We start from the raw sequence: 14,040 nt of genomic DNA on the forward strand, positions 1-14,040 counted from the left end.
TGAATGTTCTCCTCCTGCCTTTTGCGAAGCAACGATTCCTGTTCTGCAGTGGCTGATTATTCTGAGGATTGTCACCGGTCTGCAGTTCGTTTTCGCACGGATGGTGTCTGGCGAGTTTCATGTTCGGGTTTTATTCCGTCGATGGGTTTTAACGTCTTCTCTGACGCGCCTGGAAAAGGGACTCACTTTTTTGAACCTGTGTGTTGGTATCTATACAATACCAAAGTTCATCGAAAGGGAAAGAAAGCGGTCTCATCTGGTCTCTTGTTTGTCCAGTTTGGTTCATTCTCCCCGCAAGTCAGGAAAAAATCGAAAGAAAAAGGGGTGAAAAAGCAGAAGGACGGATCGAGCCAGACGATCCAGAGAAACCGTAAGTCAGGAGCAGGCGGACGGTTCGGGAAAATCGAGCGATCAGGCGTTTTCTTCGGGAACCTGGGGCAGCTTGCGCAGCGCCTGTTCGAGTTCTTCGTCCGTAGGGAAGTAGTCGCTCATCTCGCCGTTGTTGAATTTCTCGTACGCAAAGAGATCGAAGTAGCCCGTACCGGTCAGACCAAAGAGGATGTTCTTTTCTTCGCCGGTTTCCTTGCACTTGAGCGCTTCATCAATCGCTACGCGAATGGCGTGGGAACTTTCCGGAGCGGGCAGAATGCCTTCGGTACGCGCAAACAGTTCCGCTGCTTCAAAGACGGCTGTCTGTTCGACGGAGCGGGCTTCGATCAGCCCTTCGTGATACAGCTCGGAGAGTACGCTGTTCATGCCGTGATAGCGCAGACCGCCGGCGTGGTTTGCGGATGGAATGAAGTCCGATCCGAGCGTACACATTTTCGCCAGCGGGGTCACCATACCGGTATCGCAGTAGTCGTAGGCGTACTTTCCGCGGGTTAAGGACGGGCACGACGCCGGTTCTACCGCGATGAAATGGTAATCCTGTTCGCCGCGCAGCTTCTGGCCCATGAAGGGAGAAATCAGACCGCCCAGATTCGATCCGCCGCCGGCGCAGCCGATGATGAGATCGGGAACGACGTTGTATTTATCCAGAGCGGCTTTAGCTTCCAGTCCAATCACGGACTGATGCAGCAGAACCTGATTCAGGACGCTGCCCAGCACGTAGCGATAGCCGTCCAGACCGGTCGCGGTTTCTACTGCTTCGGAAATCGCACAGCCAAGCGATCCGGTCGTTCCGGGATGATCGGCGAGAATCTTGCGGCCGATCGCGGTTGTTTCGGAAGGGGACGGGGTGACGCTGGCTCCGTACGTCCGCATGACTTCCCGGCGGAACGGTTTCTGTTCGTACGAACATTTGACCATGAAGATTTTGCAGTCGAGATCAAAGTAGGCGCACGCCATCGAAAGCGCGGTACCCCACTGGCCGGCTCCGGTTTCAGTCGTAACGCCTTTCAGGCCCTGTTCTTTCGCGTAGTACGCCTGGGCGATGGCGGAGTTGAGCTTATGGGAGCCGCTGGTGTTGTTGCCTTCAAACTTGTAGTAAATATGAGCCGGCGTTCCCAGTTTCTTCTCCAGACAGTAGGCGCGTACGACGGGGGAAGGACGGTACATTTTATAAAAATCCTGGATTTCCTGCGGAATGGGGATTTCCCGGGTGTCGTTGTCGAGTTCCTGTGCGACGAGTTCATCGCAGAAGACAGCGGAAAGTTCTTCCGGCGTCATCGGCTCGAACGTTTTCGGATTGAGCAGAGGAGCGGGTTTGACTTTCATATCCGCACGGACGTTGTACCAGTATTTGGGCAGTTCGTCTTCGGACAGATAGATTTTGTAGGGGATGGTTGAATCGGACATCAGATTCTCCTTTCTTCCCAAATCCAGCGGGAACAACATGATTCCTGAGGATCCAGGCAGGCGTGCAAACGAAACGTTTCCATCGCCTGTTTTCAAAAAATATTGTTTTTCTTATAACAGAGACAATTGGTCTGCCGCAATTGCCCCCTCAAAATCCATGCCAAAAGAATGCGAATTCCCCCATTCCAAAACGCAATCCAGATTCGAAGAGAAAGTGCACCGAACAGAAAACAGAAAGGACGCCGGAAGGAAAGCGCAAAACAGCCGAAGGAAAAGCCGGAAAATAAAAATGCGGAAAGACGAATCTTTCCGCAGAAAATAAATTCAGAATAATGCTTCAGCAGGCTAGAGCCGGAATTCGTACGGACGGACCGGTTGAGAAAACGACGGCGCTGCCAAATTCATTTCGAAAAAGGAACTAGTCTTCTTTCTGGCCTGCTTTGTGGTGCGGGCAGGCGCCTTTTCCGTCAAAGCAGTACGTGCACAGCTTGCACTTGGGCAGGCCGATGGATTTGACCATGTCGTCGAGACGATGGTAGCGCAGCGTGGTGAAGCCGGAAACCTTGCGGATTTCTTCCACCATCGCAGCGTATTCCTTGCTGTCAGGATCCGCGTAGAGGGCCAGTCTTTCCGGCGACGGGTTTTCACCTTCGAGCTTGACGATCATGCGGCGGGTAATCAGATCCATATCCGAAGTGGAACGGGAGAAGTTCAGGAAGGTGCAGCCGTAAAGAATTGGGGGCACGCTGGACGAACGTGAACTTCTTTCGCGCCCGATTCATACAGGAAGCGGGACGTGTTGCCAAGCTGGGTGCCGCGGACGATGGAGTCATCGATCAGCAGCAGACGGCGGCCTTCGATCATTTCCTTAACCGGGATCAGCTTCATGCTGGCGATCTGGTTGCGGCGGGCCTGAGTGGTCGGCATGAAGGAGCGCGGCCAGGTAGGCGTGTATTTAATGAACGGGCGGGCGTATGGAATGTGCGCGGCGTTGGAGTAGCCGATCGCATGGGCGATGCCGGAATCCGGAACGCCAGCGACGCAGTCGGCATGCACGTGATCGCGCGCAGCCAGAAGGCTGCCGCAGCGGTTGCGCATCTGTTCGACGTTAATGCCCTCGTATGTGGATGTCGGGTAGCCGTAGTAAACCCAGAGGAAGGAGCAGATCTGCATCGTGTCGCCCGGTTCCTTAACGGGGACAACTTCTTCCGGCGTGATGAAGACGATTTCGCCTGGGCCCAGTTCGCGATACGGCTTGTAGCCAAGGTTCAGAAAGGAGCTGCTTTCAAAGGCGCAGCAGAAGCCTTCGTCTTTTTGCCGAGAATAATCGGGGTACGGCCGAGTTTGTCGCGGGCCGCGTAAATACCCTCGCTCGTCAGGATCAGAACGCTCAGCGAGCCTTTGACAAGATCCTGCAAGTATTCGATGCCTTCTTTGAACGTGCTCTTCCGGCTGATTAAAGCTGCAGCCAGTTCGGTCGGATTGATTTCGCCGGTGCTCATCTCATAAAAATGGGTGAGACCTTCTTCAAAGCAGAGTGCCTTGAGTTCGGCGATGTTGTTGATTTTGCCGACGGTCGTGATCGCAAAGGATCCGAGCCGGGAATGAATCAGAAGCGGCTGCGCTTCGTAATCGGAAATACATCCAATACCGAGATTTCCCTGGAATGAATCCAGTTCATCATCAAATTTGGTGCGGAATGGCGTGTTCTCAATGTTGTGGATGGAACGTGTAAATCCATCCGGTCCGTGGACCACCATACCTGCCCGCCGGGTACCCAGATGGGAGTGATAATCGGTCCCAAAGAAAAGATCAAGTACGCAGCTGCCTTTCAGTGCTGTTCCAAAAAACCGCTCATGTTTTCCTCCTGTCCGAAGAATTCCGGAGTCCAAAGAAAATGACCTTTGTTCCGGTTCATCAGGACAAAGGTCATTTTACTCAATCGCTGTATTCATGCACGATATTGTTTTCAGTTTGGTTCGTTCGGGTGTGTTTTCGTGGAAAAACGTCCGATTTAAGCGCGCTCAATCGGGCCGGTGTAATCTTCAATACCGCCGATATCCGTGGCTGGAATGCCGCGCTTGGCAAGCATTTCCTGGGCGATGCGGGCGTGATAGCCGCTCACGCAGTACAGATCGGATCCGGGCTTTACATCGGCGGTTTCAATCTGATCGAGGGGATATTGACGGCACCTGGAATATGGCCGGCGTTGAACATTTCGGCGGGACGGACATCGATGATCGGGGTGTTCTTGGATTTAGCTTCTGCAACGTATTGATCGATGGTCATCTTGGACATGATTACTACCTTCTTTCCGTGCTTTTATTATAAAAAACGGACGAAAACACAAAGTCCGGTTTGCCCGTTTTTGCGTACGTTATACAAAGACAATTCGCGTGATGGATTTTCAAATCCGTCCTTAAAAGCGCGCTTTTAGTCCAGAAGAAGAAAAGCCGAAGACAAAGAAGAGCCAAAGGAATACCGCGGAAAGCTGGCGTAAACATCCGCCTGCTTCGACAGGAAAATTGAATGGAAACGGGCAATCGAAGTGCAGAACAGACTGCCGGCAGGCAGAACGCATGGTGAAACGAAACCCTCTGGATACGATGAATTCAGAAGCAGACCGGCGATTGTTTCTTTTTCAATGCGTCCGATTCCTGCAGTTTTTTCTACTATGTATAGCCTCTGTCATAGCCTCCGTGCTGGGCTTCCTGCAGCTTTCGTTTTTACAGGATTCCTCCGTCGGTTTCGCCTGTCTTGACCAGGCTTTGACGCCCGCATTTCCGACGGATTTCGACCGCTTTTGCAAAGCGGCTTCTGGAAGACTCCGCAGACCAGGATCGGGATGACAGGCCAAACGGTTTCCCAAGAAAAACAGAGATCCCTGTCCATAGAAACGAGCAGAAAAAACGGCAGAACCATAAGACAGGAAATGTATACGTTCCTTGAAAGGAGATACTTTATGCGACTGTTTATCGCTTTAAATTTCAAGCCGTCCGGGCAGACAGAACTCGTGAAGCTGATTGACACTTTACAAAAGAAGGTGTTTCAGGCCGCGCCATTCCGCAGGAAAACCTGCATGTGACGATTGCGTTTTTAGGGGAGTGCGACCCGGATCAGATTCCCGTCATCGAAGAGATCCTTCAGGATATTCCGCTGCCGGCTTTACGTCTGAAGCCATCTGGATACGATCGGTTTTTAAGCGCGCTCGTTTTGCGCTTTGAAAAGATCCGGCGCTGATGGACTATCAGGCTCAAGTTGTCAAAGCGCTCAAAAAGGCCGATCTTCCGTTCGATGATCGGCCGTACGGTCCGCACGTTACGCTCATTCGGGTGCCTCGATCCAGACAAAAAGGCGACCTGTTGAAAGCCCGGGCGGAATTTCATGACCGCTTTGGATCGACGCTGTTCCGACTCGAGCCTATGGAAATCGAGAGCTGCTCGCTGTTTTCGTCCACGCACAGTGAAAAGAGCCATTCCATGCACTACGCATCGCTTTTTACAATCGATCCGGATGAAAAATCTCAGAATAATTGAATAGAACTTTCCCAATCAGCTAAACTATACGGTCGGATTTTTGCGTGGACGACCACGTTTCCTTTTGGGCTGGTCTACTGGATCTGGTCGTGGAATCAGATCCAGTTTTTGAAGAATTTCTATCTGACCAGGATTCATCTTGATCAGTTCCCACTCATTATCATTTTTTATTCTTTTGCCTCTTTGCAGGATATGCATGATTTTCTTATAGCTCATGTCCTCAAGGAGGCCTTTTTCGTCGAACAGGTTCAAAAGTCTGAACGTGATGACGGTCGACAGAAAATCAATGAATTCGCTGCCGATCACTGAGTAGTCATCATGGACTCTGGTTACATCAAAGCCGAGGGCGTTCTTGTAGTACCGCATAACGATCTCGATTTGCCAGCGATAATTATAGGTCTTCCAGGCATCTTCCGGAGACAGATCGACATCTGATTCAAAGACCACTGTTCCAAATGTACGCTTTTTCTTTTCGTATTCTTCGAAATCGTACTTATCTTTACGATGCTTATCCAGCCAGTCCGTCTCCTCCTGAGCCGCTCTTCTCGGATCACGGAAACTGTAGAGCCATTTTCCCTTATTGGACAGCTTCTCTTTCTTAAACTGAATCGGTTCCATCTGCCCAAGAAAGCCGCAGCAGCCTTCGATCACGCCCTCGAAGTTATACATCTCATGATCGAAGGCAAGCTTGGCATTCCGATGAAGCGGGTTGAAGTAATGAAGCTGCGGGCAGTCTTTAAGGACTTCTTCGATCGATTTGACGGGAAACCCTTTATCACCAACCATAATTCCGCTTTGAATACCGTTCTGTTTCACAAAACTGTCATAGGATGTCAGATCGAGCATATTGCCGGGAAAGCACTGCGAACAGATGGGCTCCATTTTTCCAGATCAAATGCATAAAGTACGGAAATATCCCGTCTTCCTTTCAGTCTGGCCTTTCTGGAAAACTCCGAGAGCGTGTTTTGTCTGGAGTCGTTCGACTTCAGTGTTCCATCGATCAGAAGATGATCATCAATCCCAACTTTGGCTGCCCGGTTTTTCATGAACTTCAGAATTCGGTTGCATGTTTTACCAAGATCTTTTTGAAATGTACTGATCGTATTCTTGCTCATCGCGGTTTCTGGCATCAGCTCCGTCAGAAACGACTCATCGTAACTCTCTTTGAGTTCGCAGTCTTTGATATGCGGATAGCAGACGCGAAGAATGGCCATGCACAGAATCTTATCGGCGTCCTGACGGTTATAGACCTGAAGCAGTTCTTCCATCAATTCAGCGGACTGCCTGTAACAGAGCTCAACATTGGCCCAGTCTTTAAGAACTGTCTTAGATGTATGAACCGCTGGAGAAGTCGGTTCTTCAAGAGGTACGAATTTGCCATTAATGATGTGGCCGATAGTAGGACCATCGACTGGATAACAATGGCCATTCTTGCGAATACAGCCGACTCGCTGTTTGACAGCGTATCGATCTTTGTTTTTCCATAAGCGTAAACAATCGTATTTTTGGGACGGGCGACGGCCCGGATATCAGCTGGGACAGACATTTTCGGCTCCTTTTTGTATAGTGTAATTCTATCATTATTATACCATTAAATGACCTATACAGGGAGGATTTTTATATTCAAAATGAAATTTCTCAGAATCGAATTGATTTATAATTTTGCTTAATAAAGCTCGTTAATCGTAGTTATGGTCATTGAGCCAGGGAAAATTAAAAGAGAGCCTCGGAAAAAGGCTCTCTGATGGGATGAAATTTCAAAACGAGCGATTTGTATAGTTAAGCTCATTGGGAAAGTTCTAATTGAATAAAACTGGATAGCTAAAGCCGTTTTTGTCTTTTCCTTTTTCGAAAAACACTCTGTATCAGCCTCTGCTTGTCTGTACAAACGGGAATCGATTTTTACAAAAGGTTAAGAATCGAGACAGAAAAAGCCCAGATTCATCAGTAATATACAGTTGAGGTGATGCTATGAGATGTCCAAATTGTGGCCGGAACAATCCGGCAAGCGAACGCAGATGCATTCATTGCGGAGCCCCGTTGCCCAGAAAGTCGAAAAATACCAGGGGTGCCCGTATTCGTACCACCCTTTTAACGCATTGATTCTCCTCATGGCCTTTGGCCTGCTGGCAGCCCTTATGGGCTTTTTCAAGCCGCTCTTTTTCGGAAGCAGCAGCACGCCGGTTTCGGATATCGCCACAGCCGTTTTAGAAGAAAATGAAGAAGCCGTCTATGGCGAAAATGAAGACCAGGCGTACGCCGAATCCGCCGAAGAGGCGGCCAAAGTGCAGGAAAACGAAGCGGATATCGATTCCCTCGAGGATGAGGCAGCCGATTCGGATCTTCAGCAGGAAATTTCGCCGCAAATCCGGGATAAGGCAAACGCCTATGCTAGCGGTGAGCTCAGTGACAGCGCCAAAAAGCTGCTGACGCGCTATGACAAACAGACCGGCATTCTGACGCTGCCGGGAAGCGAGCTGAGGCTCTCGCTTGGCTTAAAGGAAGATGCACGGGTTTCCGTTGCCGATGAAGGCCATATTCTTGTGGTGGAAGGCGAAACGCCGGATGGAAAGCTGATTTCCGTTTCGTGCACACAGACCGAACTGCCGCCCACTACGAAAACCGAGCTGCTGGAAACGTCCGACAGCGCGCTCTATTCCAGCATTGGCGGCCGCGACACGCTTTACTACTACAGTTTCAATCCAGCGGGAACTACGGCTTCCGGCAAGGCGGCGCCAAGCGCCCGCACGGTTTCTGGAAATATCGTCGACTGCGAAAACAGCTGGCTGACCAGTATTTCCATCACAAACCTGAACGAAGAATCCAGTTCTTCATCCAGCCCGAACGAACTGGTCCAGAGCGCCTACCAGAAGCTCAATTCCATTCTGGCCGGCCTGGATTTATAACGGATCAAAGACGGCAGGAGAACCGGGCCTTTTGCCTCTCTTGATTTGGATCCGAACAAAAGCTTTTTCCATGTCATGTCCTTTAAGAAATGAGGAGGATTCTTATGAACCACAGAAAAAGCTTCGCCCTCGTTTTTATGAGTACCGCATTCGGGCTGTCCGTCCTGGGACTTGGCGGATGTGCTAAGTCGACGGAAAAGATATCCGAAAATCCGGATTCGACGGTTGATGTCAGCCCGACCCGTTTTGAAGTAACAAACCCGGAAATGTACCAGAAACTCTCTCCTGGAATGACCGGGGTATTCCAGATTCGCATCGATGACATCGACGGCGTTGACATGGAAGCCGATTACCATCTGGAATCGGATCCGGAGCTTCTTAAAGTGAATGCCGACAATACGTAGAAAGCCATTCAGCCTGGCACAGGTTCGCTTGCCATTTCCTTCGAATACACAAAAGATTCTCTGGAGCGCCTGGAAAAGGCAAATCCGGGAAAGAATCTGGAGGCCATTGCGATTGCTCCCGTACTGAATGTGATTGTCGGCGAACCGGTTTACCACTTTGAAAATCCGCAAAGCGGCCAGCACATCTTCACATGCTCTGCCAGCGCGCCGCAGGAATCCGATTATCCCGGCTGGACTCTGGCTGGAGCCGTCTGTCTGAACGCCCCATCGCAAAATATTCGGGACGATGAATCTTCGTATTCCGATATTTATACGGCCAGAAACCCGGAAACGGGAGATATCTTCTACTCCGTCAATGCCGCTGAGATCGAACAGCTCGTAAACGAAGGCTGGACAGAAGAGGAGAGCTTTGGAAAATCGTATGCGCAGGGCGAACCGGTCTATCGCCTGTACAATGCCGCTTCCGGTTTCCGTACGTACTCTCCCGAAAACGATGAGCTGAACCGCCTGGAAGAAAACGGCTGGACAAGAGAAGGCGTGGCCTGGTACTGCCTGGCGCCTTCCGTATCCGAATAAAGTATTCGGGTAAAGCGAGTCGAAAAACCGATGCAGAACTCTTTTCAGGATGACCCGATTTCAGGGATGAGCCGCCGGTCTGCACAGATGAATGAATTTGCATGAATGAAATGGAAAGAAAGCCGGGAGCGCTTCAAACGAAGCCATCCCGGCTTTTCCGCGGATTTTTGCCTATGGAAGCAGACGTTTCGCAATGCTGCGTCTGCCGGGCGGTGTCAAATTCTGCTGAAAATGGGAAATCAATCAATATCTGCGCAGGAGCCTGCGGATCCATCTAATATGGATGCAGAAAAGAACCGGACGAAAGCCCAGGGCCAAAGCCAAAAAGAAGCGGAGGATAACTATGCACAAAGAACATACTGAATATTTCCAGACGGAAAACGACGGGTCACAATGGAAGACGGAGGGATCCCTTCTGGAGAAAAGCGCGAAAGAAAAGCCTACGGCGTTTGAAAAGGAGCCGTTTTATCGCGGCGATTTTGCGGTGATTGACGGCGATGTGCGCTTTGGCGCTGACGTTTCGGTATGGCCGCATGCGGTCATTCGTACCGAAAGCGAACCGATTACGATCGGCGACCGTTCCAATATTCAGGACGGATGCGTTCTTCATACCGATGCAGGCTATCCCATTGTGATCGGGCAGGATGTTACCGTCGGGCATCGGGCGATTATTCACGGCGCCACGATCGAAGACGGCGCGCTGATCGGCATGGGGGCCATTTTACTCAATGGATCTGTAATCGGAAGAGGCGCAATTGTCGGTGCCGGCGCGCTGGTCGGCGAAGGCAAGAAAGTCGAACCGGGAACGCTCTATCTTGGCATTCCGGCTCGAAAAGTACGCCAGCTCAGCAGTCAGGAGATTGAAAACGGGATTTTTCGGCCCATCACTACGTCGAGCTGGCACATGTAAAAAGCAGGCTGGCCGGACCGCAGAACCCCAGAAACGTTCTGCAGATAAAAACTAGCGGCCAGACGGCAAAAAATTCCAGAACGCCATAGGAGGCCGAAAAGAAATCCGTAAAGAATTGCACAAAAACAAACGCCGAAGTCCAAAAAGTACAAATCTTGCGCGGGACAGGGCAAGTTCGCTTATTCGCTTTGGTATAATCAGCGCATATCACCGTAAAGGGATAAGTTTTCTGTACACGAAGGATCCGTTTTGCGACTGTACGTTTCTGGAGAAGATCTCTCGGCCCAAAAATGGGATGGGAAAAGAGTCGATTCCAGAAAAGGTGCAGAGCCGCCTGATGCGGCGACGGAATCTGATGCAAACTGGAGGAAATTAGAATGCTTGAAATTCGAAGTGCCCGTCCGGATGATCTGGATCGGATTTACAGCCTGGAAAAGAGTGCTATCCGCAAGCGGAAGCCGCAGGCTATGAGGCGCTCAAGGAAAGACTGAATGTATTTCCCAACCATTTCTGGCTGCTCGAACGTGACGGTCAGCTGGTGAGCATGGTGAACGGCATGGTATCCGACAAACCGGATCTGGAAGATGAAATGTATGAGAAAGCGGTACTTCACGACGAAGACGGCAGCTATCAGCTCATTTTCTCCGTAGCCACCAGTCCGGAATTTACCGGCCGCGGCTACGCCTCGATCCTGATGAAGGAAGTCATCAAGGACTGCATCGAAGACTCACGCAAGGGAATCATCCTGCTTTGCAAGGACAAATACCTTCCTTTTTATGAAAAACTCGGGTTCCAGAACCAGGGACGCTCGAAATCCACCCACGGCGGCGAAACCTGGAATATCATGAAAATGGATCTCGAAAATCGTGAATAAACCATCAAAGCATCCGCAGAGATGCTTTTTATTGGCTTTGCAACGACGCGAAAAAAGCAGAACATCTTAAAAAGAAAAGAGAAGAAACGAAGCGCCGGGCGAAGAACCTGGCGCTGCATCGTGTGGACTGCGCGTTAAAACGGCGTGCAAACGGGACAGAAAAACGGAGAAATTCCGCTCCTTTGGGTCTTCTAAAAAATGGGATATAGGCCAAAAACGCTTTATCTTTAGGTGGCGTCCCAAAATATATTGACAACTTCACATACTGCCACAGCCAATCCCGATCGGATCATGGAAGGTGTTTTGCTATAATTGAGAACCGAGGGAGGAGCTATGCCCTATTATCAGACACTGAAACATCGACGGGAAAGCCTGCACCTGTCCATTGAAAACGTATCGGCACAGACGCGGCTGAAGCCCGAATTTATCCGCGCGATTGAAGAACACAATCTGGATCTGTTTTCAGATGACTTTTCGTATGTCCGCTATTTTATTCATGCGTACTGCGATGCGATCGGTGTCAACTGGGACATGATCCGCAAGGAAGTCGATGAAGACGTTTCCCGCTATGCCCAGGCGCGCGATCAGGCGCTTTATCAGGCCCAGATCCAGATGATCGAAACGATGCCGCAGGCCAAATCGACTAAAGCTACGGTGCGCAAGGGAAAACGCCGCCGCAAGAAATCGTTTCTCGAACGCAGCGCCGGATCGCTCTCGCGAAAGCTCAGCTGGGGCGGCAAGAAAATTTCCAAAGGCATGATTCTTCTGATCGTGGCTGCCGTAGCCGGACTGTTCGCCTTAAGCGCCTATCAGAATTCCGTCGCGCAAAAAGCCTATGCCGCGCGTGCAAAGCAGATGGAAGAAGAGCGGCTGGCCAAGGAAGAAGAAACCCAGCGCCTTGCGCAGGATCTGCAGTCCAAGCGCAGCTCGGATGCGCAGCCGGAAAGTGAAAAGCCGACGCTTCGCATCAGCTCGCTCGAATCCGAAAACACTTACCGCGTTGAAGGCTTTCTGTCCTCCCAGCCGCAAGTGCAAGTACAGTTTTACGCGGTCGGCAGCCAGACCGTGACCATTACGTGGAACGGCGCGCCCGCCTTTTCTCAGGTCGTCAGCGGGGAATATACGTACACCCTGCAGGCGGGACAGAGCGGCACGCTGTCCGTCGTCTTCTCCGGTCCGTCGGTTTATAACTGGCTGCGCATTGACGGCAGTGAAATTCCAGCCGACTATACGCTGTACTCCCAGTCCGGAGGAAACCGCATTGATCTCGATCTGATCTTCTCCGGAACGCCGGAACCAGCCGATTCCACGCAAAGCAGCGACGAAACGGTACCGGAAAGCCAGCCGCTTACCGATCCAGCCGGTCAGGATCTCAATACGCCATACGTCGAGGATGCCTACGATGCCCCGATTAACGAAAACGGCTACTACACCGATCCAAACGCCTACGATCCCAATGTGTACGGTGACCGCACGGAGATCTACGGGGATACGGATGGTGCCGAAGCTTTGCAGTATTTGCAGTAAAGGTTTGGAAACACAGGATTTGTACAGGAAATACGAATATGGCTTTATACTGAAAAGGATCGAATGCCGCCTCATGGCGGGCTGTTCGATCCTTTCTGGCTGTCTGGGGACGGGCGCGTGTTCGTCTTTGCCCTGGGTTTGTGCAGCCGAAATTTTGAAGTCTGAAGAAGGAGAAATGAAATGAATTTCTGGAAGCAGCTTAATCTGCCCAATAAACTGACTGTGCTTCGCATGGTCATGGTCCCGGTTCTGTGGATCGTCTATCTTTGCATTCCAGCCGACTGGCTGCTCATGTCCAAGGAAGCCGGATTCGGTCTGCGCAATCTGCTTGCGCTGCTGCTTTTGCGGCCGCCTCGATTACCGATCTGCTCGATGGCAAAATCGCCCGTTCGCGTCATCTGATTACCTCGTTTGGCAAGTTCCTTGATCCGATCGCGGACAAGATGCTCGTCAACAGCACCCTCATCCTGCTCGTTTACACCCATTCGGCAGCCGTGCTTCCGGTTCTGCTGATGATCAGCCGCGACCTCGTTGTCGACGGTCTGCGCCTGAGCGCGGCCTCCAAAGGCAAAGTCGTTTCCGCAGGGTTCCCGGGCAAGCTGAAAACCGTTCTGCAGATGATCTCCATCATTCTTCTGCTTATGGGCAACTGGCCGTTTGTTTATCTGCACTTCCCGCTGGCACAGATTACCCTGTGGGCGGCGGCGCTGGTTTCGCTGTATTCCGGATGGATTTATTTTGTAAAACTGCGCAAATACGTCATGGAGTCAATGTAGAGCGCATCTGATTTCTCTTTTCCCGGGAATCGTCAAAGATGAAAGAGGAAGAAGGAGAGTTAGATATGAATGCAACACAAAGTGAAGAAAAAGCTATTCAAAGTCACGGTGGTCTGTCCGATGAAGCGTACGAAGAAATCGATCAGCTGACGATCGAGCCTCTGCAGGACGACGGCCTGATTTCGGATGACGATCTGTTCGATGCGGCCAGAGCGCTCGTAGAATGTGCCAGCGCCTTTTCGCAGACGGTATGTTCCTGCGAAAGCTTCACAGCCGGTCTGTTCTGCGCTACCATCGGCAGCGTTCCCGGCGCCTCCAGGGTTCTTCGCGGCGGACTGGTCACGTACCAGACTCCGCTCAAAACGCTTCTTGCCGATGTAAGCCCGGCGCTGATCGAAGAGTTCGGCGTTGTAAGCGCCCCGTGCGCGGCGGCGATGGCTTACCATACCCGTCAGAAACTGCAGGCTGACTACTGCGTGTCCTTTACCGGCAACGCCGGACCGGACGCGATGGAAGGCAAACCGGCCGGACTCATTTACTGCGGGCTGAGCGGTCCAGGAAAAACCGTTGTCTTCAAGGCCCATCTTCAAAGGGAGCGAAACGGTATGCGCAAGCTGGCTGTACGGTCCATGCTGATTACGCTGCGTCAGATGATGGAAGACGATCTTCTCGATGGGGCCGCACAAAAGCAGGATGAGCAGGCCTGAAAAACACGTTCCCAAGCGGCTGAAAAG

General features: G+C 51.2%; 17 protein-coding genes and 1 pseudogene. 13 read left to right on the forward strand and 5 right to left on the reverse strand.

Annotated features, from left to right (window positions below):
• Positions 1–411 precede the first annotated feature (411 nt).
• On the reverse strand, positions 412–1,797 hold the full coding sequence (locus tag KWG61_RS05570; RefSeq protein WP_230268340.1) for a TrpB-like pyridoxal phosphate-dependent enzyme: 1,386 nt from the start codon (positions 1,795–1,797) through the stop codon (positions 412–414).
• 62 nt (positions 1,798–1,859) lie between these two features.
• Between KWG61_RS05570 and KWG61_RS05575 the strand changes: the two genes are divergently transcribed.
• Entirely contained in the window at positions 1,860–2,084 is a 225-nt protein-coding gene (locus tag KWG61_RS05575) for a hypothetical protein (RefSeq protein WP_242745204.1), read from the forward strand.
• Between the two features lie 131 nt (positions 2,085–2,215).
• Here KWG61_RS05575 and KWG61_RS05580 read toward each other — a convergent pair.
• A pseudogene (locus KWG61_RS05580) lies at positions 2,216–3,677 on the reverse strand (amidophosphoribosyltransferase).
• Positions 3,678–3,945: 268 nt separating this feature from the next.
• On the reverse strand, positions 3,946–4,095 hold the full coding sequence (locus KWG61_RS05585) for a rhodanese-like domain-containing protein (RefSeq protein ID WP_242745205.1): 150 nt from the start codon (positions 4,093–4,095) through the stop codon (positions 3,946–3,948).
• Between the two features lie 762 nt (positions 4,096–4,857).
• Here KWG61_RS05585 and KWG61_RS05590 point away from each other — a divergent pair.
• Positions 4,858–5,037 carry a 2'-5' RNA ligase family protein gene (locus tag KWG61_RS05590; protein ID WP_256460838.1) on the forward strand — a complete coding sequence of 60 codons (180 nt, stop codon included), beginning with the start codon at positions 4,858–4,860 and terminating at the stop codon, positions 5,035–5,037.
• Complete coding sequence (locus KWG61_RS05595) at positions 5,037–5,333, forward strand: 2'-5' RNA ligase family protein (protein WP_242745207.1); 297 nt, start codon at positions 5,037–5,039, stop codon at positions 5,331–5,333. The genes KWG61_RS05590 and KWG61_RS05595 overlap by 1 nt, the downstream gene beginning before the upstream one ends.
• Before the next feature lie 24 nt (positions 5,334–5,357).
• Here KWG61_RS05595 and KWG61_RS05600 read toward each other — a convergent pair whose 3' ends face one another.
• Positions 5,358–6,179 (reverse strand): transposase, encoded by an 822-nt coding sequence (locus tag KWG61_RS05600; protein ID WP_242745208.1) that lies wholly within the window; start codon positions 6,177–6,179, stop codon positions 5,358–5,360.
• Positions 6,167–6,601, reverse strand: coding sequence for a hypothetical protein (locus tag KWG61_RS05605; protein ID WP_242743632.1), 435 nt, complete (start codon positions 6,599–6,601; stop codon positions 6,167–6,169). Before KWG61_RS05605 ends, KWG61_RS05600 begins: the two co-directional genes overlap by 13 nt.
• Positions 6,602–7,304: 703 nt before the next feature.
• Between KWG61_RS05605 and KWG61_RS17135 the strand changes: the two genes are divergently transcribed.
• The 10 genes from KWG61_RS17135 to KWG61_RS05650 all read left to right on the forward strand — a co-directional run bounded on the left by KWG61_RS17135 (position 7,305) and on the right by KWG61_RS05650 (position 14,013).
• The gene (locus KWG61_RS17135; RefSeq protein WP_367614266.1) at positions 7,305–7,436 is read left to right on the forward strand and encodes a zinc-ribbon domain-containing protein; all 132 of its coding nucleotides are present in this window, start codon (positions 7,305–7,307) and stop codon (positions 7,434–7,436) included.
• 8 nt (positions 7,437–7,444) lie between these two features.
• Entirely contained in the window at positions 7,445–8,239 is a 795-nt protein-coding gene (locus KWG61_RS05610; protein ID WP_230267576.1) for a hypothetical protein, read from the forward strand.
• 104 nt (positions 8,240–8,343) lie between these two features.
• Positions 8,344–8,643: a hypothetical protein gene (locus KWG61_RS05615; RefSeq protein ID WP_230267575.1), complete on the forward strand. Its 300-nt coding sequence runs from the start codon at positions 8,344–8,346 to the stop codon at positions 8,641–8,643.
• Between the two features lie 129 nt (positions 8,644–8,772).
• Positions 8,773–9,219 carry a hypothetical protein gene (locus tag KWG61_RS05620; protein WP_230267574.1) on the forward strand — a complete coding sequence of 149 codons (447 nt, stop codon included), beginning with the start codon at positions 8,773–8,775 and terminating at the stop codon, positions 9,217–9,219.
• A gap of 343 nt (positions 9,220–9,562) precedes the next feature.
• Positions 9,563–10,129, forward strand: coding sequence for a gamma carbonic anhydrase family protein (locus KWG61_RS05625; RefSeq protein WP_242745210.1), 567 nt, complete (start codon positions 9,563–9,565; stop codon positions 10,127–10,129).
• 514 nt (positions 10,130–10,643) lie between these two features.
• Complete coding sequence (locus KWG61_RS05630) at positions 10,644–11,003, forward strand: GNAT family N-acetyltransferase (RefSeq protein ID WP_367614338.1); 360 nt, start codon at positions 10,644–10,646, stop codon at positions 11,001–11,003.
• Between the two features lie 333 nt (positions 11,004–11,336).
• The gene (locus tag KWG61_RS05635) at positions 11,337–12,530 is read left to right on the forward strand and encodes a RodZ family helix-turn-helix domain-containing protein (protein WP_230267571.1); all 1,194 of its coding nucleotides are present in this window, start codon (positions 11,337–11,339) and stop codon (positions 12,528–12,530) included.
• A 180-nt stretch (positions 12,531–12,710) separates the two neighbouring features.
• Positions 12,711–12,932: a hypothetical protein gene (locus KWG61_RS05640; RefSeq protein WP_242745211.1), complete on the forward strand. Its 222-nt coding sequence runs from the start codon at positions 12,711–12,713 to the stop codon at positions 12,930–12,932.
• On the forward strand, positions 12,911–13,306 hold the full coding sequence (pgsA, locus tag KWG61_RS05645; protein ID WP_242745575.1) for a CDP-diacylglycerol--glycerol-3-phosphate 3-phosphatidyltransferase: 396 nt from the start codon (positions 12,911–12,913) through the stop codon (positions 13,304–13,306). The genes KWG61_RS05640 and pgsA overlap by 22 nt, the downstream gene beginning before the upstream one ends.
• Positions 13,307–13,371: 65 nt before the next feature.
• The gene (locus KWG61_RS05650) at positions 13,372–14,013 is read left to right on the forward strand and encodes a CinA family protein (RefSeq protein WP_230267569.1); all 642 of its coding nucleotides are present in this window, start codon (positions 13,372–13,374) and stop codon (positions 14,011–14,013) included.
• Positions 14,014–14,040 lie beyond the last annotated feature (27 nt).

Source organism: Allobaculum sp. Allo2 (assembly GCF_022701175.1).
Lineage (GTDB): Bacteria > Bacillota_I > Bacilli_A > Erysipelotrichales > Erysipelotrichaceae > Allobaculum > Allobaculum fili.

Bases quoted from the DNA above. Each gene is read 5' to 3' on its own strand.
- KWG61_RS05570 (WP_230268340.1), bottom strand. From the start codon at position 1,797: ATGTCCGATTCAACCATCCCCTACAAAATCTATCTGTCCGAAGACGAA.
- KWG61_RS05585 (WP_242745205.1), bottom strand. From the start codon at position 4,095: ATGTCCAAGATGACCATCGATCAATACGTTGCAGAAGCTAAATCCAAG.
- KWG61_RS05595 (WP_242745207.1), top strand. From the start codon at position 5,037: ATGGACTATCAGGCTCAAGTTGTCAAAGCGCTCAAAAAGGCCGATCTT.
- KWG61_RS05600 (WP_242745208.1), bottom strand. From the start codon at position 6,179: ATGCTCGATCTGACATCCTATGACAGTTTTGTGAAACAGAACGGTATT.
- KWG61_RS05605 (WP_242743632.1), bottom strand. From the start codon at position 6,601: ATGGAAGAACTGCTTCAGGTCTATAACCGTCAGGACGCCGATAAGATT.
- KWG61_RS17135 (WP_367614266.1), top strand. From the start codon at position 7,305: ATGAGATGTCCAAATTGTGGCCGGAACAATCCGGCAAGCGAACGCAGA.
- KWG61_RS05610 (WP_230267576.1), top strand. From the start codon at position 7,445: ATGGCCTTTGGCCTGCTGGCAGCCCTTATGGGCTTTTTCAAGCCGCTC.
- KWG61_RS05615 (WP_230267575.1), top strand. From the start codon at position 8,344: ATGAACCACAGAAAAAGCTTCGCCCTCGTTTTTATGAGTACCGCATTC.
- KWG61_RS05625 (WP_242745210.1), top strand. From the start codon at position 9,563: ATGCACAAAGAACATACTGAATATTTCCAGACGGAAAACGACGGGTCA.
- KWG61_RS05635 (WP_230267571.1), top strand. From the start codon at position 11,337: ATGCCCTATTATCAGACACTGAAACATCGACGGGAAAGCCTGCACCTG.
- KWG61_RS05640 (WP_242745211.1), top strand. From the start codon at position 12,711: ATGAATTTCTGGAAGCAGCTTAATCTGCCCAATAAACTGACTGTGCTT.
- KWG61_RS05650 (WP_230267569.1), top strand. From the start codon at position 13,372: ATGAATGCAACACAAAGTGAAGAAAAAGCTATTCAAAGTCACGGTGGT.